This is a genomic window from Mycobacterium sp. RTGN4 (assembly GCF_033804635.1).
Taxonomy (GTDB): domain Bacteria; phylum Actinomycetota; class Actinomycetes; order Mycobacteriales; family Mycobacteriaceae; genus Mycobacterium.
The window spans coordinates 175,682-198,257 of record NZ_JAPZLB010000004.1; the positions used below are offsets into that span (position 1 = coordinate 175,682).

23 protein-coding genes and 1 tRNA gene are annotated in these 22,576 nt (G+C 66.8%); 5 read left to right on the top strand and 19 right to left on the bottom strand.

Annotated elements, in window-relative coordinates; all coding sequences use genetic code 11:
• Window positions 1-4: 4 nt before the first annotated feature.
• The 11 genes from SLQ30_RS10695 to SLQ30_RS10745 form a co-directional block, all read right to left on the bottom strand.
• Window positions 5-973, bottom strand: a complete 969-nt coding sequence (locus SLQ30_RS10695) for an acyl-ACP desaturase (RefSeq protein ID WP_319446247.1) — start codon at window positions 971-973, stop codon at window positions 5-7.
• Between the two features lie 116 nt (window positions 974-1,089).
• A complete protein-coding gene (locus SLQ30_RS10700) occupies window positions 1,090-2,526 on the bottom strand; it encodes a DUF1254 domain-containing protein (RefSeq protein ID WP_319446248.1) in 1,437 nt (478 codons plus the stop codon).
• The gene (locus tag SLQ30_RS10705) at window positions 2,526-3,401 is read right to left on the bottom strand and encodes an SDR family oxidoreductase (RefSeq protein WP_319446249.1); all 876 of its coding nucleotides are present in this window, start codon (window positions 3,399-3,401) and stop codon (window positions 2,526-2,528) included. The genes SLQ30_RS10700 and SLQ30_RS10705 overlap by 1 nt, the downstream gene beginning before the upstream one ends.
• A gap of 48 nt (window positions 3,402-3,449) precedes the next feature.
• Window positions 3,450-4,688 carry a cysteine--1-D-myo-inosityl 2-amino-2-deoxy-alpha-D-glucopyranoside ligase gene (gene mshC / locus SLQ30_RS10710; RefSeq protein WP_319446250.1) on the bottom strand — a complete coding sequence of 413 codons (1,239 nt, stop codon included), beginning with the start codon at window positions 4,686-4,688 and terminating at the stop codon, window positions 3,450-3,452.
• Window positions 4,689-4,789: 101 nt separating this feature from the next.
• Window positions 4,790-5,545 (bottom strand): 3'(2'),5'-bisphosphate nucleotidase CysQ, encoded by a 756-nt coding sequence (locus SLQ30_RS10715; RefSeq protein WP_319446251.1) that lies wholly within the window; start codon window positions 5,543-5,545, stop codon window positions 4,790-4,792.
• Window positions 5,542-6,207, bottom strand: a complete 666-nt coding sequence (locus SLQ30_RS10720) for a GNAT family N-acetyltransferase (protein WP_319446252.1) — start codon at window positions 6,205-6,207, stop codon at window positions 5,542-5,544. Before SLQ30_RS10720 ends, SLQ30_RS10715 begins: the two co-directional genes overlap by 4 nt.
• A gap of 36 nt (window positions 6,208-6,243) precedes the next feature.
• Window positions 6,244-7,080 carry an SCO1664 family protein gene (locus SLQ30_RS10725; protein ID WP_319446253.1) on the bottom strand — a complete coding sequence of 279 codons (837 nt, stop codon included), beginning with the start codon at window positions 7,078-7,080 and terminating at the stop codon, window positions 6,244-6,246.
• Window positions 7,064-7,654 (bottom strand): DUF3090 domain-containing protein, encoded by a 591-nt coding sequence (locus SLQ30_RS10730; RefSeq protein ID WP_319446254.1) that lies wholly within the window; start codon window positions 7,652-7,654, stop codon window positions 7,064-7,066. Before SLQ30_RS10730 ends, SLQ30_RS10725 begins: the two co-directional genes overlap by 17 nt.
• Window positions 7,655-7,711: 57 nt before the next feature.
• Window positions 7,712-8,389 carry a histidine phosphatase family protein gene (locus SLQ30_RS10735; RefSeq protein WP_319446255.1) on the bottom strand — a complete coding sequence of 226 codons (678 nt, stop codon included), beginning with the start codon at window positions 8,387-8,389 and terminating at the stop codon, window positions 7,712-7,714.
• A complete protein-coding gene (locus SLQ30_RS10740) occupies window positions 8,386-9,216 on the bottom strand; it encodes an undecaprenyl-diphosphate phosphatase (protein ID WP_319446501.1) in 831 nt (276 codons plus the stop codon). The genes SLQ30_RS10735 and SLQ30_RS10740 overlap by 4 nt, the downstream gene beginning before the upstream one ends.
• Window positions 9,217-9,252: 36 nt before the next feature.
• Window positions 9,253-9,564 (bottom strand): hypothetical protein, encoded by a 312-nt coding sequence (locus SLQ30_RS10745; protein WP_319446256.1) that lies wholly within the window; start codon window positions 9,562-9,564, stop codon window positions 9,253-9,255.
• 145 nt (window positions 9,565-9,709) lie between these two features.
• Here SLQ30_RS10745 and SLQ30_RS10750 point away from each other — a divergent pair, with 145 nt between their 5' ends.
• From SLQ30_RS10750 to SLQ30_RS10760, 3 genes are read left to right on the top strand one after another with little or no spacing between them, the layout of a single operon-like run.
• Entirely contained in the window at window positions 9,710-10,687 is a 978-nt protein-coding gene (locus SLQ30_RS10750) for a hypothetical protein (protein ID WP_319446257.1), read from the top strand.
• Complete coding sequence (locus SLQ30_RS10755) at window positions 10,684-10,938, top strand: DUF5703 family protein (protein ID WP_319446258.1); 255 nt, start codon at window positions 10,684-10,686, stop codon at window positions 10,936-10,938. Before SLQ30_RS10750 ends, SLQ30_RS10755 begins: the two co-directional genes overlap by 4 nt.
• A gap of 16 nt (window positions 10,939-10,954) precedes the next feature.
• Window positions 10,955-12,025 (top strand): quinone-dependent dihydroorotate dehydrogenase, encoded by a 1,071-nt coding sequence (locus SLQ30_RS10760; protein ID WP_413468006.1) that lies wholly within the window; start codon window positions 10,955-10,957, stop codon window positions 12,023-12,025.
• Here SLQ30_RS10760 and SLQ30_RS10765 read toward each other — a convergent pair.
• Window positions 12,022-12,549 carry a YbhB/YbcL family Raf kinase inhibitor-like protein gene (locus SLQ30_RS10765; RefSeq protein WP_319446259.1) on the bottom strand — a complete coding sequence of 176 codons (528 nt, stop codon included), beginning with the start codon at window positions 12,547-12,549 and terminating at the stop codon, window positions 12,022-12,024. The genes SLQ30_RS10760 and SLQ30_RS10765 overlap by 4 nt on opposite strands.
• Before the next feature lie 32 nt (window positions 12,550-12,581).
• Window positions 12,582-13,925, bottom strand: coding sequence for a M20/M25/M40 family metallo-hydrolase (locus SLQ30_RS10770; RefSeq protein WP_319446260.1), 1,344 nt, complete (start codon window positions 13,923-13,925; stop codon window positions 12,582-12,584).
• A gap of 67 nt (window positions 13,926-13,992) precedes the next feature.
• Here SLQ30_RS10770 and SLQ30_RS10775 point away from each other — a divergent pair.
• Window positions 13,993-14,078, top strand: a tRNA-Leu gene (locus SLQ30_RS10775).
• Window positions 14,079-14,129: 51 nt separating this feature from the next.
• Here SLQ30_RS10775 and SLQ30_RS10780 read toward each other — a convergent pair.
• The 4 genes from SLQ30_RS10780 to SLQ30_RS10795 all read right to left on the bottom strand — a co-directional run bounded on the left by SLQ30_RS10780 (window position 14,130) and on the right by SLQ30_RS10795 (window position 16,886).
• Window positions 14,130-14,753, bottom strand: coding sequence for an NADPH-dependent F420 reductase (locus SLQ30_RS10780; RefSeq protein ID WP_319446261.1), 624 nt, complete (start codon window positions 14,751-14,753; stop codon window positions 14,130-14,132).
• A gap of 111 nt (window positions 14,754-14,864) precedes the next feature.
• The gene (locus SLQ30_RS10785; protein ID WP_319446262.1) at window positions 14,865-15,287 is read right to left on the bottom strand and encodes a hypothetical protein; all 423 of its coding nucleotides are present in this window, start codon (window positions 15,285-15,287) and stop codon (window positions 14,865-14,867) included.
• A gap of 2 nt (window positions 15,288-15,289) precedes the next feature.
• Complete coding sequence (locus SLQ30_RS10790; RefSeq protein ID WP_319446263.1) at window positions 15,290-16,222, bottom strand: SDR family oxidoreductase; 933 nt, start codon at window positions 16,220-16,222, stop codon at window positions 15,290-15,292.
• Between the two features lie 28 nt (window positions 16,223-16,250).
• Window positions 16,251-16,886, bottom strand: a complete 636-nt coding sequence (locus SLQ30_RS10795; protein WP_319446264.1) for an NADPH-dependent F420 reductase — start codon at window positions 16,884-16,886, stop codon at window positions 16,251-16,253.
• A gap of 96 nt (window positions 16,887-16,982) precedes the next feature.
• On the opposite strand from SLQ30_RS10795, the gene SLQ30_RS10800 reads away from it, so the two are divergent.
• On the top strand, window positions 16,983-17,465 hold the full coding sequence (locus tag SLQ30_RS10800; protein WP_319446265.1) for a MarR family winged helix-turn-helix transcriptional regulator: 483 nt from the start codon (window positions 16,983-16,985) through the stop codon (window positions 17,463-17,465).
• A gap of 20 nt (window positions 17,466-17,485) precedes the next feature.
• Here SLQ30_RS10800 and SLQ30_RS10805 read toward each other — a convergent pair whose 3' ends face one another.
• A complete protein-coding gene (locus tag SLQ30_RS10805; RefSeq protein ID WP_319446266.1) occupies window positions 17,486-18,568 on the bottom strand; it encodes an alpha/beta hydrolase fold domain-containing protein in 1,083 nt (360 codons plus the stop codon).
• Between the two features lie 19 nt (window positions 18,569-18,587).
• Window positions 18,588-22,562: a bifunctional nitrate reductase/sulfite reductase flavoprotein subunit alpha gene (locus SLQ30_RS10810; RefSeq protein ID WP_319446267.1), complete on the bottom strand. Its 3,975-nt coding sequence runs from the start codon at window positions 22,560-22,562 to the stop codon at window positions 18,588-18,590.
• Window positions 22,563-22,576: the final 14 nt, after the last annotated feature.

Genomic DNA, 22,576 nt, shown 5'->3' on the forward strand with positions numbered 1-22,576 from the left:
GCCGTCAGCTGGCTAGCGCCTTGGCGGCCGCGCGCTCCAGGTAACGGGCCTTCGAGTTCTCGAACTTGGCCGACTCGGATTCCATGTGCGCGACGAACACTGCGAGTTCGTCCCGCAACCGCAGACCCTCGCCGGTGAAGTCGTCGCGCTCGAAGACCCGCCAGTACCGGAGCACCGGCAGCAGCACGTCATCGAGATGCTGGCGCAGGTCGTATATACCGCTGACTGCGATCTTGACGGCGTTGCGGCGGAAGTTGGGTATCGCGGCGCCCGGCATCTGAAAGGTGGCCAGGATTCGGCAGATCGCGCGCATCATCCGGTCGGGCGCAATGTCCAGAGCGGCGGAGGCGATGCCGCGGTAGAAGATCATGTGCAGGTTTTCGTCGGCGGACACCCGCTTGAGCAGCTGGTGGGCGATCGGCTCGTCGCACGCCGTGCCGGTGTTGCGGTGTGACACGCGCGTGGCGAGCTCCTGAATCGTGACGTAGACGAGCGTATCCAGCATCGACTCGGAGCCGACCGTGCCTTGTCCCTGTTGGCCGGGACTGAAGCCCGCCGTGACCTGGAGCATCCTGGCCCGTTCCAGCTCGACCGGATCGACGGCCCTGGTGACCACCAGATAGTCGCGGAGCGCGATGCCGTGCCTGTTCTCCTCAAGGGTCCAGCGATTGACCCAGGCTCCCCAGGCGTCGTCGAGGTTGAAGTGCTCGGCGATGGCGCGGTGATACGACGGCAGGTTGTCCTCGGTGAGCAGGTTGGTGATCATCGCGATCCGAGCCACCTCGGAGAGCCGGGACTGGTCGGGGTGCCAATCCTGTCCCCCGGCGGTGCCGAAATTCCGGCCGTCCGACCACGGTACGTAGTCGTGGGGGTTCCAGTTCTTGGCAGCGGCGAGATGCAGATTCATGCCTGCCTCGGCGACGGGTGCGAGCTCCTTCAAGAGTTGGAGGTCACTGATTGGTCTTGCCGCCATGCTTGGTTGACACCTGCGTCCCGTGGTCCGTAATCGGCCCGCGACCGTTTGGTGCATCGCGATGTATTGCGTGCTTAGGCTACCTCAGTAGCCCGCCAAACCTCGGGACGCGCACGTCAGGCCTTCACCGGCTGGGGGGCCTTCCACGTTCCGTTCAACGCATCGGGCTTCGGCCAGTAGAGCCGCAAGACGACCTGGAACGGCCCCTTCGGCGCGGGCAGCCAATTGGCCGCCTTGTCCGGGCCCGGCGACTCGTTCTGGAGGTAGAGCGTGATGCCGCCGTCGGGATCCTTGATCAGGCTGGACTCCATCGGGGAGTTGATGAGATAGCGATTCAGCGGATTTACTACCAACAGGCTCTGCGGCAACTCGTACATCGTCAGCGACCAGAACGCGTTCACGGGCGGCAACTGGCCCGAGGCGAAGTGGTAGGTGTACTTGTCCGCCCCGGTGAGCGCCTGGCCGGTCGAGTCCGTCGCCGATCCGGGGTAGATGGCCTCCGCGGCGGTGTTGCCGTAGATGCCGAATGCGGCGCCCGCCATGCGGTAGAGGTAATTGCCCTTGAGGTCGTCGGCGGTGCCGAAGAATTGGGCCGAGCCGACCTTCCCGGTGTCGACCTGATCCTTCTTGAGCCCGTCCAGTTCGGCCCACGCGTCGGCCATGCCCCCTTCGATTGCCGCTCGCGACTCGGGGCTCAGTTTGTCGGCGTCGAACGAACCGTCCGGCCCGATCCCGATGGTGGCGAACCGCGCCCGCAGGTCCTTCTCGGAGGGCACCGTCGGTGCGAACTTCAGCGCGAAGTCGAGGATGTCGAAGAACTGCGGCGACGTCTTCTCCTGGTCCCTGCTCAACGGTGGCACGAAGTCGATGGGAGGCGCGGGCGGCGGCGGAGGTTGATTCAGGAAGGCCGAAAGCGGCGTGACCTGGTAGCCATCCTGAATCTTCTTGACGTTGTCGAGGTCGGACGGACCCAGCAGCTGGGTGCGATAGAGCACCATGGCCAGGTCGGTGTCGCTGCGTATCACCTTGTCGATGCCTGCGGGTTGCTCGCCCTTCCAATTCGGTCCCACCAGAAGGTATTTCCCGCCGCCGTTGCCGGTGGTCCGGCTACCGACGTAGTCGAAGTTATAGGTGTAGAGATCGATGAACTGCAGCGAGTAGTAGCGGTCCTGCTCGATGGGCGGGACGGTCAACACCAGCGGTTCGGCGCGGAGGTCGGCCCCGACGGCCGAGTACGGCGTATCGGAGTTCGGGGTTTGAATGGTGGTGTCGGCGGGCGTGTAAACCCTTGCGGTGTTGTGGATCTGGTTCCAGTCGCCCTTGTACTCGGGATCATCGGAGTTGACGAAGTAGGAATACATGACCCGGTAGTTGTCGACGATCGGGAAGCCGTATACGTAGGCGTCCTTGGCGATCGCGCGGGCATCCTGTGGACTGACCGGGGCCGAAGCCGGCGGTGGCGGTGTCGAACTGACCGCCTGTGGCGACTGCGGCTTCGTGCAGCCGACCGCCAACACGAGCAGTGCCGCGGCGACGACGAGTCTGCGCATCATCACTTCTCCAGCGCCTCGGTGCGTGCGCTCATCGAGCGTCCGAGTGCAGCCACCTCGGCGTCCATCTTGGGCAGTAGCTCGGGCACGTGCTTGAGCGTGGCCGATTCGCCGATCGGCGATGCGAGAAGGGGTTTCAACCATCGCAACAGCCCAATCCATTGCGGGCAGTCGACGTGGCGCTTACGCGCTTCGATGCCCTTCACGAACAGCTCAGCACACTTCTCGACCGACGTGGTCTTGCCCAACGGGCCTGGCAGCCTTGCCAACATCTCCTTGAAGGCAGGCGAGTCGGCCTTCCCTTCGCGGACCAGCGGCGTGTCGATCCACAACATGTGCGCCGATCCAACATCAACACCCCGATGGGCGACCTCAAGGCGCAACGCGTTGGCGAAGTGTTCGGTGGCGGCCTTCGATGCGTCGTAGGGCGCCATGCCCGGGGCCGCCGCGTAGGCCGCCGCGGACGACACGATAAGCACGTATCCGCGCCGCTCGAGCACCGACGGCAGCGCGGCCCTCACGGTGTGGAACACCCCGACGACGTTGACGTCGATGAGGGTCTGGAAGGCCACCGGATCGACACCAAGTACCGAGCCTGCCGTGGCGATCCCTGCGTTCGCGATGACGACGTCGATCCCGCCGAACTGTGCGACGCCCTTCTCCACCGCTTTCTGCATGGCCGCCAGGTTCCGCACATCGGCGACGGCGGTCAGCACCCGCTCGTCACCGAATCGCGTTGCGACCTCTTTGAGCCGGCCCTCGTCGAGGTCGGTGAGCACCAGTTTCGCGCCCTTGGGATGCAGTCGGCCTGCCACTTCGGCGCCGATGCCATTGGCGCCCCCGGTGATCAGCACGACTTTCCCGTGTATAGAACCCATAGCCAGGAAACGTACTCCACCGCGACCACGGCGGGTCGATGTGGCGCGCTACAGCTGGATGCCGAGCAGTGCGTCGACCGCCGTCGCTACCAGGGCTGGCGCGGCGACGTCGTGGCCGCCGTAGGTGAGCGCATCGGTGCTCCAACCATCAAGTGCCGCAAAGGCTTTAGGAGTATCGAGGTCGTCCGCGAGGTAGCGGCGCACCCGGGCGAGCACGTCCTGAGCGTCAGGGCCGGAGTCCAGCGAGGTGGCCGAACGCCAGCGCTCCAGCCGGGCGTGGGCTTCGGCCAGCACCTCGGCACTCCACGATCGATCCTCGCGGTAGTGGCCGGCGAGGAGCCCCAGTCGAATCGCGGCTGGATCGACGCCGTCGGCGCGCAGTCCGGATACCAACACCAGGTTGCCGCGACTCTTGCTCATCTTGTGGCCGTCCCAGCCGATCATGCCGGCGTGCACGTAATGGCGCGCGAATCGCCGCTCCCCCGTGACGGATTCGGCGTGGGCGGCCGAGAACTCGTGGTGCGGAAAGATCAGGTCGCTGCCGCCGCCCTGCACGTCAAGGCCTGTGCCGATGCGATCCAAGGCGATCGCGGCGCACTCGACGTGCCAGCCCGGCCTGCCCGGGCCGAACGGCGACGGCCAACTCGGCTCGCCGGGACGTTCGGCAAGCCAGAGCAGGGCATCGAGTTCGTCGCTCTTGCCTGGCCGCTTGGGGTCTCCACCACGCTCGGCGAACAATCGCGACATCGTCTCGCGGTCGTAGCCGGACTCGTAGCCGAATTGCGCGGTGGCATCCGCCCGGAAGTACACGTCGGGGTATTCGGCGTCATCCACGACGTACGCCGCCCCGGAGGCGAGCAGCTTCTCCACCACCTCGACCACCTCGGCGATGGCCTCGGTGGCCGCCACGTAGTCATGCGGCGGCAGCACCCGCAGCGCAGCCATGTCCTCGCGGAACAGTTGCGTTTCCCTGTCCCCCAGCGCCCGCCAGTCGATGCCGTCGCGGGCCGCCCGCTCGAACAACGGGTCGTCGACGTCGGTGATGTTCTGCACGTAGTGCACGCGATGGCCGGAATCCAGCCAGACCCGGTGAACCAGGTCGAAGGTCAGGTAGGTGGCCGCATGGCCGAGATGGGTGGCGTCGTACGGGGTAATTCCGCACACGTACATGGTCGCCAGCTCGCCTGCGGACACCGGCCGTACCTGGCGGTCGGCGCTGTCGTAGAGCCTCAGCTGTGGACCCATACCGGGCAGCTCCGGAACGCTCGGCGCGGGCCACGATTGCATGGCGTCGACTCTAGGGGGTTGCATCAGCAGGTCGTCCCGATGGTGGCTCATCGAAGAGGGTGACAACGCGCGGCCCCATTACATTCCCGAAGCGCGGTACTTCAGTACGCCGAGCTGATCGCATCGAGCAGCACTTGCGCCAGTTCCGGCCGGCACATCAGGAAGTCGGGCAGGTACGGATCACGCTGGTTGTAGATGAGCGGTGACCCGTCGATGCGCGACGCGTGCAGCCCGGCCGCCAGCACGACGCCCGCCGGTGCCGCGGAATCCCATTCCCATTGGCCGCCTGCGTGCACGTAGGCATCGACGTCACCACGGACCACCGCCATGGCCTTGGCGCCGGCCGAACCGATCCCGACCAGCTCCACATCCAATTGCTTGCGCAGCCACCACAGGATGGGCGGCGGCCTGTTGGCACTGGTCGCGATGACGATCGGGCCTTCGGCGCGCGGTGGCGGAGCCGTCACGGTGTCGGTGCGAAACAGCTCGCCGACGGCGGGTAGTGCGACCGCCGCGTCGGTGATGGTTCCGGCAGGCCCGCCGGTGCGCTGCCAGAGCGCGATGTGGACCGCCCAGTCGACGTGCCCGCGCTTCGAGAACTCCCAGGTGCCGTCGACGGGGTCGACGATCCAGACGCGGTCGGCGTGCACGCGGGACAGGTCGTCGACGGCCTCCTCGGAGAGCACGGCGTCCTGTGGTCGCTGCTCGTGGAGCCTGGCCAGAATCAGCTTGTTGGCAATGGCGTCCCCGGCGTCACCGAGCTCGTACGGGTCGTAGTAGCCGACCTCTTCGCGCACTCTCAGGAGTAGCTCACCGGCCTCCTGCGCCACCTCCGCGGCCAGCGCCGCATCGGTCACTTAGGGGTGGCGCCGGGAGCACGCACCACCATGGGCACCGCAGGGAAGTAGGCGGCCATCTCCGACCGACAACGACGCAGCGCGGCCGTGCCGTAACCGCGGTGACGGTAATCGGGGTGAATCCAGATCCGCACGTTCACCTCCCCGCCGAGCAGTTCGCCGAAGACCATGCCGACCTTGTCGTCGTGTTCCTCGGCGACCAGCCAGACCGCCTCTTCTGCGGACACGCGCGCGACGGCCGCGCGCAGCTCCTCGTCGAGGTCGCCCGCGGGCCTGCCCGAGCCGTCTCCGGTGGCCCCGACGTCCTGCGTGCGCGCGGCGAAGAGGTCCCGATCCACGGCCGCGGAGAAGACCCGCAGCGCCAAGCTCTCGCCAGAACTGGCCGGACGCTCGCCGAGGGTGAAGCTGAGCTGCTTGTTGAGGTCGTCGAGCTCTTTCGCGATCTGACGGCGGGAATCCCTGGTCAGCTGGGCGAACGAGATGGCCATCACGGCCTCGCCACCGATCTTCGACGTGCCGAGTAGCTGGGCGATCGCATCGACGGCGGATGCGTTGTCGTCGGCCTCGACGATGACGTCGAGCACTTCGTGGCGACGGTCGAGAGCCTTCTGCAGAGCATCGGCGATCTCGCGGCGGGCGGCGGCACGGTCGTGATCAGTCATGACGACGAGCGTAGATCACCGAGGCAAAAGAGGCAGTCAGAATGCCGGCCACGGGATGGGGCGGCGTCGGTCCGGTCCGGGCATCACTGGATTGTCAAGCAGGCCAACGGCTCTGGCATACAGTGCGTCGATCTCGCGTGGGGTGATGTGGAGCCGCAGCACCTCCTCGAGGTCGGCGCACAGCGCATCTCTCAGGGCTCGGACGTCGCCCAAGGTGTCGTCATCGACCGGCTTACCCGCCCAACCCCACAGCACCGTGCGCAGCTTGTCCTCGGTATGGAGGCTGACGCCGTGGTCGACGCCGTAAACCGCACCGTCGACACTCGTCAGGATGTGGCCCCCCTTGCGGTCGGCGTTGTTGATCAACACGTCGAACACCGCCATCCGGAACAGCCTGGCGTCGTCGGCGTGAACCAACGTCACCTCATCGCCTGCGTAGTCGTAGGCCTGCAGGATCGGCAGATACCCGGGAGGTATCGCCCCTGCGGGCAGCAGGTCGACCAGGTCGGGCCCGGCCTCGGGTTCGTCGCCAACCTGATCACCGGGCTGGTCGACCCAACTCTGCAGCATCCCCGGGCCGGCTGGCCCGTCGCGAATAATGGTGTAGGGCACGATGTTCCAGCCCAAGTGCGCCGAAACCAAGTATGCAGCGAGCTCTCGACCCGCCAGGGTGCCGTCGGGGAAGTCCCACAGCGGCGCCTCCCCCGCGATCGGCTTGTATACGCAATGCCCCTGGCGGTCACCGAGGTTGGCCTCGCACAGGAAGGTGGCGTTGCTCGCGGAGCGGATGCGCCCGATGACGGTCAATTCACCGTCGCGCAGCACCTCGCCGGGGCCATCTCGCTCCGCAGTGCGGTCAGGCTTCGGGGTCATCGTCGTCGGACCCCGTCCAGGCGCCGCGCCGGTAGCCATTGGCGCGCACGCAGATGTGCCCCTCCGGATCGAGAGGTTCGTCACACAGCGGGCAGGGCGGTCGTCCAGCCGAGATGACGCGGTTGGAGCGCGCCGCGAACTGCTGGGCCGACTCCGGCGTGAGGAACACCCGCACCGCGTCGGGGCCGTCCTCGGCGTCGTCGAGCACCACCGAAGCGTCGAATTCCGTCTCCGAGACCGCGAGCAACTCGACCACGACGGTCTGAGCCTCGGAGTCCCAGCCCAGCCCCATGGTTCCGACCCGGAACTCGGCGTCGACGGGGGTGACCAGCGGGCTCAGATCCTCGATGTCGCCGGTGTCGGGTGGAATCGGGGTGCCGAACCGGCGATTGATCTCCAGCAGGAGCGCCGCGATGCGTTCGGCGAGCACGGCGACCTGCTGCTTCTCGAGGATCACCGAAATGATCCGCTTCTCGTGCACGGCCTGCAGATAGAACGTCCGGTTGCCTGGCTGCCCAACGGTCCCGGCCACGAAGCGGTCGGGTGAGCGGAAGACGTGAATCGAACGGGTCATGGCGAATTCCAAAATACCGGTAGAGGCACCGCAGCCGTAAACCCAGCGGCGGTGCCGTCAGTCGGTCGTCCCGCCCACGACCGCATCTCCACTCGGCTCCGGCTTGGCCGTCAGGGCAGCCGTCAACGCGGAGCCGGTGTGATTGACGTGCATGACGAACGGCCTCTGCGCCGTGTACCGAATCACACTCATCGAGGCTGGATCGGCGGTGATCCGTTGAAAACTGTCCAAGTGGGCGCCGAGCGCGTCGGCGACGATCGCCTTGATGACGTCGCCGTGCGTACAGGCCACCCACAGTGCGTCGCCGCCGTGCTCTTCGGCAAGCCTGCGATCGTGTTCGCGCACGGCGCAGACGGCGCGGGCCTGAACGTGCGCCAGCGCCTCGCCGTTCGGGAAGATCGCGGCGCTTGGCTGCTGCTGGACGACGGTCCACAACGGTTCCTTGAACAGCTCGCCGATCTTGCGGCCGGTCCACTCGCCGTAGTCGACCTCCGATATCCGCTCGTCGACGACGGGTTCCAGGCCAAGGGCGGCGGCCAGCGGTGCCACGGTCCGCTCGCAGCGCAGCAGCGGCGAGCGCACGATCGCCTTCACGGGCAATTCGCCGATTCGGTCGACGATGGCGGCCGCCTGTTCGCGCCCACGGTCGTCGAGGTCGACGCCCTCAGACCGGCCGGCCAGCGTATGGGCGGTGTTGGACGTGGAGCGCCCGTGTCGGAGCAGGATGACCGTCACTGCGCTGCAACCACTCCCGTGCCGAGCAGGACAAGCAGGACGACACCGAGGATCACCCGGTAGCCGACGAACCAGTACATGCCGTGGCGCACCAGGAATTTCAGGAACCACGACACCGCCGCGAGGCCGATGACGAACGCGATGACGACGGAGACCGCCAGTTGCGGGCCAGTCGCACTCAGACCCTTGCCGTCGGGGTGGAACGCATCGGGCAACGAATACAGCCCGGATGCGAGCACCGCGGGAATCGCGAGCAGGAAGCCGAACCGCGCCGCCGCCTCGCGCTTCTGGCCGAGGAACAGTCCGGCGCTGATCGTGGCACCCGACCGGGACACGCCAGGGACCAAGGCGAGGCACTGGGACAACCCGATGAGGACGCTGTCGCGCCAGGTGAACGCTTCGATAGGGCGAGTCTGCTTGCCGTAGTACTCGGCAGCGGCGATGACGGCGGAGAACACGATCAATGCGGTCGCGATGATCCAGAGATTGCGGACGTCGTCACGGATGTAGTGCTTGAAGATCAGTCCGGCCGCCCCGATCGGGATGGTGCCGATGATCACCCACCACCCCAGCCAGTAGTCGGACGTCCGGCGCGCGGCGTCGAAGAGCCCGCCGAACCACGCCTTCAGGATCCGGCCGATGTCGCGGGCGAAGTAGATCAAGACGGCGAGTTCGGTGCCGAGCTGACTGACGGCGGTGAACGACGCGCCCGCGTCGTCGGCGAAGAAGACCTGGGACACGATCGCCAGGTGGCCCGACGACGACACCGGCAGGAACTCCGTCAGGCCCTGGACCACGGACAACACGATCACCTGGAGCCATGACATGTCCATCACGCCGACGACCGTACCGTGGGCAGGCTGTCAGCGTGCTGAGCGCGGCACCGGTTGTGCGTCGGCAACGGCGTCGCGCACGACGGCGACGAGACTGCGTTCATCGGTGACGTCGACATAGGCCAGGTTGCGGGTTGCGACGGCCACTACGTCCTCGCTCTGCGGGACCGGTCCCGCGACGTGCGGCCGGTAGAGCTCGACCGCGAGCGTCTGCCGCTCGACGTGGAAGGAGAACGTGCGTCCGTCTCCGACCTGGCCGAACCCACTGGCGTGCATTCCCGTCGAAATGTCTTCGATTTCAAACTCTTCGCCTGCTACGTCCCTGTCCGCCATGAGCGTCATTCGTCGCACCATACCTTCGGGCCGGTACGTGAGCGTGCCTAAACTGGCCATTCGATTGACGTACCCGCCATCTGCCGAAAGTTACCCTTTGCCACCGCACGCAAAACACGCCAGTCGGCTAGCTCACAGCAGCCTGGCGCTTGTGATGATCGTTGCTGCCGTAGCGTGTTCGAAGCACTCAAACGACGCGCCGCCCCCCACGATCGCCCCCGCCTCCGCCGCCGTGTCACCGCCGGTCCAGACGCCTGTCGACGGCGTCGTTCGCCCGCTCGGCGGACCCGGTTTGACCTGCGTGTTCGACGAGGCGACAGCGACTTTGGTCGTGCTGTCCGGACCGTCGAGTGGGACGTCGACGATCACCACCTTCCCGGCGAGCGGCGCGCCGCGCAGCGTTGCGCTGCCGTCGGGGGCCACTGCCTTGACCGGCGACGGCCACGGCACGGCCTATCTGGCGGCACCGGGTGGGTACCTGCGCTTCGACGTCGCCCGCGGCGTAGTCGAACGCCACGACGTACCCGGCCAGCAGGGCACCGACTTCACCGCGATCACGCGCCGCGCCGACGGACGACTTGCGCTCGGTAGTGCCGACGGCGCGGTCTTCACGCTTGCCGCCGACGGGAGCGTCGACGCCCAACTCAAGATCTTCGCCCGGGTCGATGATCTTGTCGCACAAGGCGATACGGTCTTCGTGCTGGACCGCGCGCAGACGTCGGTGACCACCGTCGAACCCAGCGGCACGAAGGCCCAACACGCGTTGCGGGCCGGAGCGGGCGCCACCAACATGGCGCTCGATCCCGATGGTCGGGTGCTGGTGACCGATACCCGCGGCGAGCAGCTGCTGGTGTTCGGTTCCGACCCCCTGATACTGCGACAGCAGTATCCGGTGCGCGGCGCGCCGTACGGGGTCGCGGGTTCGGCGAGGTTGGCCTGGGTGTCAGAGACCGCAACCAACAGCGTCGTTGGTTACGATCTGGCCACCGGCATCCCCGTCGAAAAGGTGCGTTATCGAACCGTGCAGCAACCGAACTCCCTGGCCTTCGACGATGAGAGCGGCACCCTGTACGTGGTGTCGGGCTCGGGAGCGGGCGTGCAAGTCATCGCAGGGGCGGGACGACTGCCATGACCGCCATCCAGCGTGGCCGGATGCCTGCGGGCTGGGAAGGCGACCTATCCGACGAATACGAGTGGGTGCCGCTTCGGCTGCCACCGGACGTCACGCGATTGTCGGCGTCCATACGGTTGTCGATTGAGGCGGAGTATCGCGGCTGGGAGCTCACGCGGGTGCGCCTGTACACCGACGGCAGTCGGCGAGTCTTGCTGCGCCGCAAGAAAACCAGTGCCGACCGACCGTCCATCGATCAGCCTGCGATGTGATGGCGGCCGCATCCTGATGTACCGCGCGCTGAGCAAGATCCTGTTCCTGGTTCCGCCCGAACGCATTCACACGTGGGTGTTCGCATTCCTGCGTGCGGTCACCACGGCTGGCCCGACGCGCCGCACCTTGGCACGGTGGCTGGCCCCGCACGACCCGGTGCTCGAATCAACCGTGTTCGGCGTGCGATTCCCCGGCCCGCTCGGGCTCGCCGCCGGGTTCGACAAGAACGGTACGGGCCTGAACACATGGGGCGCATTGGGTTTCGGGTACGCCGAGGTCGGAACCGTGACGGCAGTGGCTCAACCAGGAAACCCCAAGCCGCGGATGTTTCGACTGGCCGACGACCGCGCCCTGCTCAACCGGATGGGGTTCAACAACCACGGGGCGGGCGAGCTCGCGCTGCGCCTGACCCGCCACACTTCCGAGGTGCCGATCGGGGTGAACATCGGCAAGACGAAGGTGACGCCCGCTGAACACGCCGTTGCCGACTACGCCGAGAGCGCAGCACTGGTCGGTCCCCTGGCCGCCTTCCTGGTGGTCAACGTCAGCTCCCCGAACACCCCCGGATTGCGTGACCTTCAGGCCGTGACGTCGCTGCGGCCCATCCTGGCCGCAGTCCGGGCTCAGACGACGACCCCGGTGCTCGTCAAGATCGCACCCGATCTCTCCGATCCCGACATCGACGAGATTGCCGATCTTGCAGTCGAACTGGGACTCGACGGGATCGTCGCCACCAACACCACTGTGTCCCGCGCCGGGCTCGTCACCCCGGATGTGGACGACCTGGGTGCGGGTGGCATCTCTGGACGTCCGGTCGCGCAGCGTTCGGCTGAGGTGCTGCGCAGGCTCTACAGGAGGGTCGGCGACCGGCTGGTGCTCGTCAGCGTCGGCGGCATCGAGACCGTCGACGATGCGTGGGACCGCATCACTTCGGGCGCCTCGCTGCTCCAGGGCTACACCGGGTTCATCTACGGCGGCGGCTTGTGGGCCAAGCACATCCACGACGGCCTGGCCCTCCGCCTGCGCGAGGGTGGGTTCGCGTCGCTGGCCGACGGGGTGGGCTCAGCTGCCCCCCGCGAGGACTAGCTCTGCTCGTAGGTGCCGTGGATGACTGCGCGCGCGATCGCGTGGCCGAACAGGTTGAAGCCGAGGTACGCGGGCGTGGCCCCCTCCGGAAGGTCGAGCTTCTCCACGTCGACGGCGTGCACGGCGATGAAGTAGCGGTGCGGTCCGTGGCCGGCGGGCGGGGCGGCACCAATGAACCGCTTCAGGCCCGCGTCGTTCGCCAACGTGAGTGCGTCGCCAGGGAATCCGCTCTGACTGCCGTCGCCGACGCCTGCTGGCAGCTCCGTCACCGTGGCGGGCAGGTTGGCCACCGCCCAGTGCCAGAAGCCCGACGCCGTCGGGGCATCGGGGTCATAGACCGTCACGGCGAAGCTGCGCGTGGTCTCGGGGAAGCCCGACCAACTGAGCTGCGGCGAGACGTCCGATCCCCCCGCGCCCATGATGCCGCTGACTTGGTCGTTGCCCAACGGTTGGCCGTCGGTTACCGACTCGGAGGTCAGGGTGAAGCCGGGCAGTTTCGGAAGGTTGTCATACGGGGTGCTCATTGGATCCTCTCAGTTGATCTGGCGGTGGTGAATCAGCAGTGCAGCAGGAAGTGTTCGAGCACCTCTGTCCCGAACGTCAGCGACTCGACGGGTACCCGCTCGTCGACTCCGTGGAACAGGGCCGCGAAGTCCAGTTCGGGCGGCAGGCGCAGCGGAATGAATCCGAAGCAGCGGATACCAAGGCGGGCAAAGTGTTTCGCATCAGTTCCACCGGACAGCATGTAGGGCACGATGCGCGCATCGGGATCCACCGTCAACAGCGCAGCGTTCATGGCGTCCACCAGGTCACCGTCGAACGTCGTCTCGTATGCCGGCAGCGAGGTGATCCACTCGCGGGTGACGTCGGGGCCGATGAGCTCGTCGATCGTCGCCTCGAATTCCGCTAGGCGCCCCGGCAGGACCCGGCAGTCCACCGTGGCCTCGGCGGTGCCGGGGATGACGTTGGCCTTGTAGCCGGCCTTGAGCATCGTCGGGTTGGCCGAGTCGCGCATCGTGGCACCGACGATGCGGCCGATCGGCCCCAGCTTGGCGATGGTCCCGTCCAGGTCGGGCGACTCCGGGTCGAAGGCGTGCCCAGTCTCCTCGCCGACGGCGGTCAGGAACTGCGCGACCGGGTCGGTCAGCACCAGCGGAAACCGATGTCCGCCGAGCCGCGCGACGGCTCCCGCGAGGATGGTGACGGCGTTCTCGTCGTGCACGAACGAGCCGTGCCCGGCCCGGCCGTGCGCGGTGAGGCGCATCCACTGCATGCCCTTCTCGGCCGTCTCGATGAGGTAGAGCCGCTTCTCGCCGCCGTCGCGGCGCGGCACCGTCAGCGAGAAGCCGCCGACCTCGCCGATGGCCTCAGTGATGCCCTCGAAGAGGTCCGGCCGATTCTCGACCAGCCACCCGCAGCCGTACTTGCCGCCGGCCTCCTCGTCGGCGACGAAGGCGAACACCAGGTCCCGCGGCGGCACGATCCCAGCGCGCTTGAAGTGCCGCGCGACCGAGATCATCATGCCGATCATGTTCTTCATGTCAATTGCGCCACGTCCCCAGACGTAACCGTCGGAGACCGCTCCCGAGAACGGGTGCACGCTCCAGTCCGCGGCCACGGCGGGCACCACGTCTAGGTGGCCATGGATCAACAGCGCACCGCGGCCGGGGTCAGCGCCGGGAAGTCGGGCGAAAACGTTTCCGCGCCCAGGTGCGCCGGACTCGAGGTACTCGGTCTGGTAGCCGACCTCCTCGAGCTGCTGGACCACCCAGCGCGCGCACTCCTCCTCGCCCGCGGTGGTCTCCAGCTCGCCGGTATTGGAGGTATCGAACCGAATCAGGGTGCTGACGAGTTCGACGACCTCGTCGCGAGCCGGGGAAGAATGAGTCACGGTCACCATTCGTACCATTGCACGGACAGCCTGGTTTGGGTCCAGGCACCCCGTTCGGTTAGCCTTAATCGCTCTTGTCCGAGTGGCGGAATGGCAGACGCGCTAGCTTGAGGTGCTAGTGCCCTATTAATGGGCGTGGGGGTTCAAGTCCCCCCTCGGACACAACCAGCGACACGACTCAGGTCGGCCGTTGCCTCGACTGCCGTAGGCGGCTCAGCCGGGAACGGTGACACCGATGGCGAAGTCGAAGTTCCCCACCCCGTGGCGGGCGAGCCCCATCACGACCAGGCCCATTCCTTCCAGCCAGTGCGCCATGTTCAAGCCGCCGACGTCTAGCGGGCGCAGCTTGAGGCTCTCGACGAACTCCGCCACACTCGCCTTGGCGCGCGCGTCGTCGCCGGCGATGAAGACGTCGAGCGGCCGGCCCTGGGCCAGGACAACACCGAAGATGGTGTTGAACGCCTTCACCACGCTGGCGCTGGCCGGAGCCGCCGTGGCAACTTCCTGCGCGATTGAGGTGTCATCGGGGATGGCCAGCCCGTCGGCCTCGGAATTGAAGGGGTTGCTGATCTCGACAATGACCTTGCCCGCCAAGGCGTCTCCGTACTGGGCGACGACCGGAACTACGTTGGCGTACAACAGGGCCACGATGACGATGTCGCCGGCAGGGACGGCGCCGAATTCTCCCGTCGTGGCGCTGCCGCCGAGAGCCTTAGCCACGTCAGCGGCCTTGGACTGATCGCGGCCGATGACCTCGACGGTGTTGCCGCCCGCTATGGCCAGCGCGCCAATGGTGCGGGCCATGTTTCCTGTGCCGATGATGCTGATGTTGCTCATGAGATGTCCTGTCCTAGTTGTCGATTGAAAGGTTGACTCCTCCACACCATCCAGATTCGGTGACTACTCAACCCATCGAGGAAGCGTGGAGGCGGATGGAAGTTTCCGTCGTTACTCAGCGCCCGTGCGCAATTCCCAGGGCTGCATACCGAGTGCATCCGCAAGGTTGCGCTGCAGCGCCACGCCGGCCGGCAGCGAGCGCCAAAATATGGTCACCTCGGCGATCTTGCCGCCCGCGTCGAGCAGGACGTAGAAGATCCCGTTGACCGCGGCGTCTCCGACTTGCAGGCGGTAGAACGCCGCGTGGTGGGTGTCGCCGCTGAGGACCTCCAGATAGGTGTCGTCGGACGACAGTCTGTTGACGGTCTGGATGGTTTCCACGGCGACCTCGCGGCCGGTGATCTGCTCGCCGAGCGGGCCGTAGAACACCACGTCCTCGGCGAGCAGACCGGTGAGGGTGTCTTTGTCTGCGCCGCCGTGAATGCAGTCGACGAAGGACTCCAAGGTTTCGCGGTGCGGGGCGAACGTGGTCATGGTTACTCCTTGAAGTAGTGGCCGTTGTCCAGATCGGCGAGCAGGCTGGGCTGAGTGGGTTCCCAGCCGAGGGTCTGGCGGGTGATGAGGTTGGACGCCGGGAGGTCGAGCGTGACCAGGTTCGTGAACATCCCGAAGTATCCCGGCAGCATCAGGACGTCCATGGGAACGCTGACGACGGGCAGGCCTAGCCGACTGCCAATGGCCTCGGCGATTTCGCGGAACGGGATGCCCCCATCCTGAACTGCGTGCCAATAGCTGCCGGCCGGACCCTTCTCCAGCGCCAGCCGGAACACGGATGCGACATCGCGGATGTGCACGGCGTTCCACAGGTTTTCGCCGTCCCCGGGATAGCCGGCGAAGCCCTTCTCCGTCGCGAGCGCAATGAGCCCTGGGAGAAAGCCGGCACTGTCGGTCGTGCTGTGCGCGATGAGCGGAAGCCGCACGATCGAAGACCGCACTCCCCGCTCAGCGAGGCCAACTACGGCGCTCTCCACGGCGTTACGAACACGCAGGGTGCCCTTGAACTCCTCCCCGCTGGGAAGGGCCGGGTCCTCTTCGGTGGCCGGCCGGCCCAGGTTCCCGGCCGAGCCGATGCTGCCCGCCGCGACAAGTGGCTTTCCGGTTCCCGCGAGCGCGTCGCCGTACGCGAGCATGATGGGGAGCTCCGCGGCGGCCACGGCGTCGATCCCGCCGGACGGAAGCAGGTCTTGCCGGTGCGCGACGTGGATGACGCCGTCGGAGTCCGCGGCCGCCTCCTTGAGCCCGTCGAGATCTTCGAGGTCGCCGAGACGCGCCTTCGCGCCGTGCGCGGACAGGGCCGCCGCGGCCGTATCCGACCGGGCCAGGGCGGTGACGTCGTGCCCGGCGGCGACGAGCTCGGGGATGATGTACGAACCGGCATGGCCGGTCCCGCCAGTGACGAAAATACGCATGTGACAGCCTTTCTGAGGTAGGTGGCGCTTAGCTGAGAACGTTGATACCGAGGACGAAGTTGGTGTGCTTGACGGAGTGGGCGACGAGGCCCAGCTGCAACAGGGCGGCGTTCTCGATTGCCCGCGCCATGGGCAGGCGACCGGCGTCCAGCGGGCGCAGTCCCAGGCTCTCGATGAACGCCGACACCCGTGCCTTTGCCTGCTCGTCGTCGCCGGCGATGAACACGTCCAATGGGCGACCCTCGGCCCAGCCGGCTGCCAGAACACCGGCAAACAAGGTGTTGAACGCCTTGACGACATGCGCGCCGGCCGGGGCGGCCTTCGCGATCTCCTGCGCGCCGGAACTGCCGTCGGGGGTGACGAAGCCCTTGGCATCGGGGGTGATGGGGTTGGTGATGTCGACGATGACCTTGCCGTCCAGGGCATCGCCGTATTCGCTAACCACCCCCGTCGCGCTGGCGTACGGCACGGCGAGGACGACGATGTCCCCCGCCGGGACGGCGCCGGGCGTCCCGACAGTGGCACCGTCGAGCGTGGCGGCCAATTCGTTGGCTTTGGCCGGGTCGCGGCCGATGATCTCGACTGCGTTGCCGCTGGCGAGCGCCCGGTCGGCCAGGGTGCTGGCCATGTTTCCCAGGCCGATAATGCTGATGCTGCTGCTCATGACATATCCCGTCTTGGCTGACGATCAAAAAGGTTGATGACTCAACCATACGCATATTTGGTGAGGCGTCAACCAATCCGGGTTAACATGGAAGCCGTGGACCCGAACTGGCTGAACGCTCGTGAAGACCGCGCGTGGGGGGCCTTCATCCACTCGCATGACCAGATCGAGGCCCACCTGAACCGTCGCCTGCAGGAATCGGGCCTGTCCGGGGCCGATTACACGGTCCTGGCGTCGCTCTCGGCTCTCGACGGGGACCGCATGCCCGCCCACGCGCTATGCACAGCACTGGGCTGGGAGAAGAGCCGGCTCTCTCACCAGGTTCGGCGCATGGAGAAGGACGGGCTGATCAGCCGCGAGCCCAACCCCGATGACGCCCGCAGCACATTGGTCTGCCTACTGCCCGCCGGCCGCGCCGCCATCGAGACGGCGGCGCCCGGGCACGTGGCGGACGTCCGCCGCAACTTCATTGACCTCTTTACCCCGGCCGAGCTCGACATGCTCGCCACGCTCAACGAACGAGTCCTGCGCCACCTGGCCACAGACGACGACTCCCCTGCCGAAGACGAGCCTTCATAACCTTCGCCGGGTGGGCCGCGTCAACTCACCCGACGGGCGAAGTCGGCGACGTCGGTGAGCGCCCGATGGAAGAGCTCCGGCACGGCCGCGGCGGCAATCTGCTCACCCGCGTGCCCGACCCCGTTGTAGGTGTGCCCGTCGGCCGCTACCCCGGCCTTCTTGAGGGCGCGAAGGTAGGCCAACCCCTCGTCGCGCAACGGGTCGAGTTCATCGGTGGTGATGACGTGCGGTGGCAGCCCCGCTAAGTCTTCAGCGCTGGCGAAGTAAGGCCACGCCAACGGATTTCGCGCATGCTCGCCGGCCGGATCGTATAACGCGGCCATCAACGTCATGGCCGACGGACCCAGGAAGTAGCCCTCGTTCTCGAACAACGACGGAAGTTGGGGGACCGGAGCGTCGTAGGCCCCGAAGATGAAGGGCACCTGTGCATACACGCCGTCGATCCGATCCAGTCGACCCTCGCGCTTCGCCTTCAGGGCGGTCGCTAGCGACAGGTTGCCGCCCCCGGATTCGCCCGTCACGACGATCGACGTCAGGCCCAGCTCGGCGCGATTGTCATGCATCCAGTCCAAGGCGCTGGCGCAGTCGTCGAGACCGGCCGGGAACGGATGCGGCCCGAGGACTCCCCCCGAGTTGCGAAACTCCACGCCGACCACCACACAGCCCTGGGCGGCCAGCAGCGCGCGCCATCCCGCCGTGGCCTCGTCGGCGGCCTGCAGGATCGCCATACCGCCACCGTGGAGGTGCATCAAGCCTGGCAGCGACCCTTTGACTCCGGTCGGGCGGTCGACGTGCAGCGTGATCGCGTTGCCGTCGACGCCGGTAATGGTGAGCGTGCGCGACTCGACGCCATCGGGCCTGGGGACGTCCGCCAGCAACGCGCCGAACACTGCGCCGAACCCCTGCTCGGCTTCGAGGGCGGCAGCCAACAATTCCTCGACGGGAGTCTGGCGATTCACCGGGTAGTCCGCCGCCCGCACGTCGAGCCCGAACGGAGCGAACAGCGCGACCATGCGTGGATCGGCTCTTGGGTCGGAACGCAGTTCCAGATTCGGGTCGCCGAGGCGGCCGGGGAGCTTGACTTGCACGGTGGGAGCGGCCATGTGCGCGAAGTTACACCGCTCAGTACACGTCGCGCACGTAACGTTTGGCCGCGACGAGCTCGCGCTTGTATTCGTGGGCCGCGCCACCGGACAGTCCACCGTGCGTGCGGATGATCGTCGTCAGTGCATCGTCGACGTCCTTGGCCATGCGGGACGCGTCCCCGCACACGTAGAAGTGAGCGCCGTCCTCGAGCCAGCGCCATACGTCGCGCCCATAGTCGAGCAGCTTGTGCTGCACGTAGACCCGATCCGGCTGATCGCGCGAGAAGGCGAGATCGAGCCGGTTCAACAGCCCGTCGCGGGCCATGTCTTCGAAATCTTCACGGTAGTAGTAGTTCTCGGCCCGGTGCCGATCACCGAAGAACAGCCAGTTCGGCCCGGAATGGCCGAGCGCACGTCGCTCCTGAAGGAATCCGCGAAACGGCGCGATGCCGGTGCCAGGACCGACCATGATCATCGGAGTCTCGGCATCCTCGGGCGGCCGGAAGTGTGGGGACGGTTGAAGGAAGATCTCGGCGTGCGAGGCCCGGTCGGCCAGAAACGTCGACGACACCCCGCCCCGCTCCTCACCTCGGACGCTGCGATACCGAACCACCGAGACGGTCAACTGCACCTCGTGTGGGCTCACCAACGGGCTCGACGAAATGGAGTACGACCGCGGGGTGAGCCGCACCAACGCTTCCTGCCATGCTGCGGGCTCCGCGCGGATGGCGAACTCCTCGACGACGTCGAGCCCACTGCGACCACGCAGCCATGCCTGGCGTTCGTCCTTCGGCGCCTTCAGGATCCGGGCGGACGCCTTGTCATTGCAGCGCTCCGCGACGAACGTCAGCAGGTTCGGCGTGATCCGACTGATGTCATAGGCCGATGTCAGCGCGTCGCGCATCGCGACCTCGGCGCCGTCGACTTCGATCGGCTCGGTGCCCGAGAAACCTGCGGCGGTCAGCCATGCGTCGACGACGGTCGGTGCGTTCGTCACGACCACTCCAAGCGCATCACCGACGGCATAGCCGACCTCATGCTCGGAGATGTCGAATCCGACCTGCCGAACTTCCTTCGCCGACGTTCGCGGTGTCAATAGGACGTTGCGGCACAACGGCACCCGCAAGGGGTTGGCGCGCGTGAAGGGCTCGGCCACCGGCATCGTCGGAGTGTCGTTGCCGACCTCCTCCGACGGGGCTCCGATGAGCTCGACGACCGAGTCCGCCCAATGCGCCATGGGCTCGTCGTCATACGCCTCGCACTCGGCTCGGTCGATGAGCTTCACCGCCCCGAGATCGGCGAGTCGCCGGTCGAGCGACTTTGCGTGGCCGCAGAAGTCGGCATACGACCGATCGCCGATGCCCAGCACCGCATACCGCACCCCGGCTAGCTTGGGCGCGTCGTCCGCGTGCAGCCTTGCCCAGAAGTCGCTCCCATTGTCCGGCGGTCCCCCGTCGCCGAACGTGCTGGTGATGATTACGACGTCGCGCCGCTGCGACAGATCGTCCACTTTCGCCTCGTCCATGTTCTGCAGCCGCGCACCCCCGAGCCGCTGCGCCACCCGGGCGGCGAACGCCTCGGCCGTTCCGGTCTGTGACGCCCACAGCACCAGCGGACCGTGCTCGGGCTGCGCTTGGGCAACGTCGGCCCCGACACGCGAGTATCGACCGGCGAGCAATCCGTCCAGCCATAGCCGAATCGACGGACGCACTGGGGCAGAAGACGGAAGCACTGGTACCCCCGGCGCACCTCCGGCGATACCGGTGAAGAAGCCTGCCAGGTAGAGCTTTTCGTCGTCCTCGAGCGCGGGCGCAAACTCAGGCAGTTCTGGCACGGTATCGATTGCGACGGGTTGCAGGCGCACCGCGCACACCTTGAACTCGGGTTGCAACGACAGCGGGTCGACGGCGTCGTTGGTGAGCGCATTGATGGTCAGGTGCTCGCCGTGCTCGTCGTTCCAGTGGAACGGCGCGAAACAGGTACCGGACCGCACCCGGTCGGTGACGACGGCGGGAAGCACCGCGCGACCACGCCGCGACGTCAGCTCGACCGAGGCGCCGTCGACGATGTCGAATGCGGCTGCGTCAACGGGATGTATCTCGACGAAGGGCCCGCTGTTGAGCTTGTTCAACTTGTCGACCTTGCCGGTCTTGGTCATGGTGTGCCACTGGTGTTGCAGCCGCCCGGTATTCAGCACGACGGGATACTCATCGTCCGGAAGTTCCTTGGCGTCCATGTGCGGGCGCGCGTGGAAGACCGCCCGCCGTGACGGCGTCGGAAACGCCAGCCGAGGCCGCTGCCCGCTTTCATCGACGAACAGCTCCTGACTGATCCCGTCGTTGACATATCGAATCGGGTTGCGGTCGGGTGATTCGCCGGCGACCGGCCACTGCAGCGGCGTCTCCCGCAGCCTTTCGTAACTGGCGCCGCGCAGGTCGTAACCCGTTCGGAGATTGGTGAATCCGCGGATCTCCTCGAAGATCTGCTCGCTGGACTTGAACGCGAAATCGGCACCGAACCCCAAGTGCTCGGCGACCTGGCAGATCAGCTCCCAGTCCGGCCTGGCGTCCCCAGGGGGCGGGATGGCCTGGGCCAGTAGCGTCAGATTGCGCTCCGAGTTCACCATCACCGCGTCCGACTCGGCCCACAGGGTGGCAGGCAGCACGATGTCGGCGTAGCGGTTGGTTGCCGTGTCGCGGTACGGATCCTGCGTGATGACAAGCTCGGCCGCTTCGAGCCCCGCGATCACCGTGCTGCGGTTGGCCACGCTGGCAACGGGATTCGTGCAGATGATCCAGCACGCCTTGATTTCGCCGGTGCCGAGTTGGGCGAACATGTCAATGGTCCCTGGACCCACGTCGCTGCGAATGCTGCCGTCGTCGAGGTCCCATTGCGCCTCGACGAACGCCCGGTCCTCGGCGGACGTGACGGCGCGCTGCCCGGGTAGCCCCGGACCCATGTAGCCCATCTCGCGGCCACCCATGGCGTTGGGTTGCCCGGTGAGCGACATGGGACCGCTGCCAGGGCGACAGATCGCACCGGTGGCCAGATGTAGGTTGCAGATGGCGTTGGTGTTCCACGTGCCGTGCGTGCTCTGGTTCAGACCCATGGTCCAACACGACATCCACTCGCCCGCCTCGGCGATCATCGCGGCCGCGCTGCGGATGTCGGCCTCGGGCAGCCCCGTGATCCCGGCGACGACGTCCGGCGGATAGTCAGCCAGGAAGTCCGGCATGCCATCCCAGCCCTCGGTGTGCTCGGCGATGAAGTCCTCGTCGATGTCACCGCCCTCGACAAGCAGGTGGAGAATCCCGTTGAGCAGTGCCAGATCGGTACCTGGCTTGATCGGCAGATACAGGTCGGCCTGCTCGGCGGTGGTGGTGCGGCGCGGATCGACCACGATCAGCTTGGCCCCTGCTTTGAGCCGATCCGCCATCCGCAGGTACAGGATGGGGTGGCAGTCGGCCATGTTCGACCCGATCACGAAGAACAGGTCGGCGCAGTCGAAGTCGGTGTAGGACCCAGGCGGCCCGTCCGCGCCCAGCGACTGCTTGTAACCCGTTCCCGCACTGGCCATGCAGAGCCGCGAGTTGGACTCGATGTGCACCGTGCGGACGAAGCCCTTCGCCAGCTTCGTTGCGACGTACTGCGCTTCGATCGACATCTGGCCCGACACGTAGAGCGCGACCGCGTCGGGGCCGTGTTCGTCGATGATGGCGCGCAGTCGGCGACCGGCCTCTGCCACCGCGTCGTCGACCTGGACGGGAGCAAGCTCCCCGTCACGCGACGGCCGCAGCAGTGCCGTCGTCAGCCGGCCCTCGTCGGCGCGCATCAACTCCGCGTGGGTGGCGCCCTTGGTGCACAGCCTGCCGAAGTTCGTGGGGTGCAACCGGTCTCCGGACACCCGCGCGATCACGGGCACACCCGTAGCGGGATCGGCCCGAGTCTCCACCGAGATCCCGCAGCCGACCCCGCAATACGAGCACGCGGTCCGCGTCGTCTGGGTCGTCACAGTGGTCTGCTCCG

Bases quoted from the DNA above. Each gene is read 5' to 3' on its own strand.
- SLQ30_RS10695 (WP_319446247.1), bottom strand. From the start codon at position 973: ATGGCGGCAAGACCAATCAGTGACCTCCAACTCTTGAAGGAGCTCGCA.
- SLQ30_RS10700 (WP_319446248.1), bottom strand. From the start codon at position 2,526: ATGATGCGCAGACTCGTCGTCGCCGCGGCACTGCTCGTGTTGGCGGTC.
- SLQ30_RS10705 (WP_319446249.1), bottom strand. From the start codon at position 3,401: ATGGGTTCTATACACGGGAAAGTCGTGCTGATCACCGGGGGCGCCAAT.
- mshC (WP_319446250.1), bottom strand. From the start codon at position 4,688: ATGCAATCGTGGCCCGCGCCGAGCGTTCCGGAGCTGCCCGGTATGGGT.
- SLQ30_RS10720 (WP_319446252.1), bottom strand. From the start codon at position 6,207: ATGACTGATCACGACCGTGCCGCCGCCCGCCGCGAGATCGCCGATGCT.
- SLQ30_RS10725 (WP_319446253.1), bottom strand. From the start codon at position 7,080: ATGACCCCGAAGCCTGACCGCACTGCGGAGCGAGATGGCCCCGGCGAG.
- SLQ30_RS10730 (WP_319446254.1), bottom strand. From the start codon at position 7,654: ATGACCCGTTCGATTCACGTCTTCCGCTCACCCGACCGCTTCGTGGCC.
- SLQ30_RS10740 (WP_319446501.1), bottom strand. From the start codon at position 9,216: ATGTCATGGCTCCAGGTGATCGTGTTGTCCGTGGTCCAGGGCCTGACG.
- SLQ30_RS10745 (WP_319446256.1), bottom strand. From the start codon at position 9,564: ATGACGCTCATGGCGGACAGGGACGTAGCAGGCGAAGAGTTTGAAATC.
- SLQ30_RS10750 (WP_319446257.1), top strand. From the start codon at position 9,710: ATGATCGTTGCTGCCGTAGCGTGTTCGAAGCACTCAAACGACGCGCCG.
- SLQ30_RS10755 (WP_319446258.1), top strand. From the start codon at position 10,684: ATGACCGCCATCCAGCGTGGCCGGATGCCTGCGGGCTGGGAAGGCGAC.
- SLQ30_RS10760 (WP_413468006.1), top strand. From the start codon at position 10,955: ATGTACCGCGCGCTGAGCAAGATCCTGTTCCTGGTTCCGCCCGAACGC.
- SLQ30_RS10765 (WP_319446259.1), bottom strand. From the start codon at position 12,549: ATGAGCACCCCGTATGACAACCTTCCGAAACTGCCCGGCTTCACCCTG.
- SLQ30_RS10770 (WP_319446260.1), bottom strand. From the start codon at position 13,925: ATGGTGACCGTGACTCATTCTTCCCCGGCTCGCGACGAGGTCGTCGAA.
- SLQ30_RS10780 (WP_319446261.1), bottom strand. From the start codon at position 14,753: ATGAGCAACATCAGCATCATCGGCACAGGAAACATGGCCCGCACCATT.
- SLQ30_RS10785 (WP_319446262.1), bottom strand. From the start codon at position 15,287: ATGACCACGTTCGCCCCGCACCGCGAAACCTTGGAGTCCTTCGTCGAC.
- SLQ30_RS10790 (WP_319446263.1), bottom strand. From the start codon at position 16,222: ATGCGTATTTTCGTCACTGGCGGGACCGGCCATGCCGGTTCGTACATC.
- SLQ30_RS10795 (WP_319446264.1), bottom strand. From the start codon at position 16,886: ATGAGCAGCAGCATCAGCATTATCGGCCTGGGAAACATGGCCAGCACC.
- SLQ30_RS10805 (WP_319446266.1), bottom strand. From the start codon at position 18,568: ATGGCCGCTCCCACCGTGCAAGTCAAGCTCCCCGGCCGCCTCGGCGAC.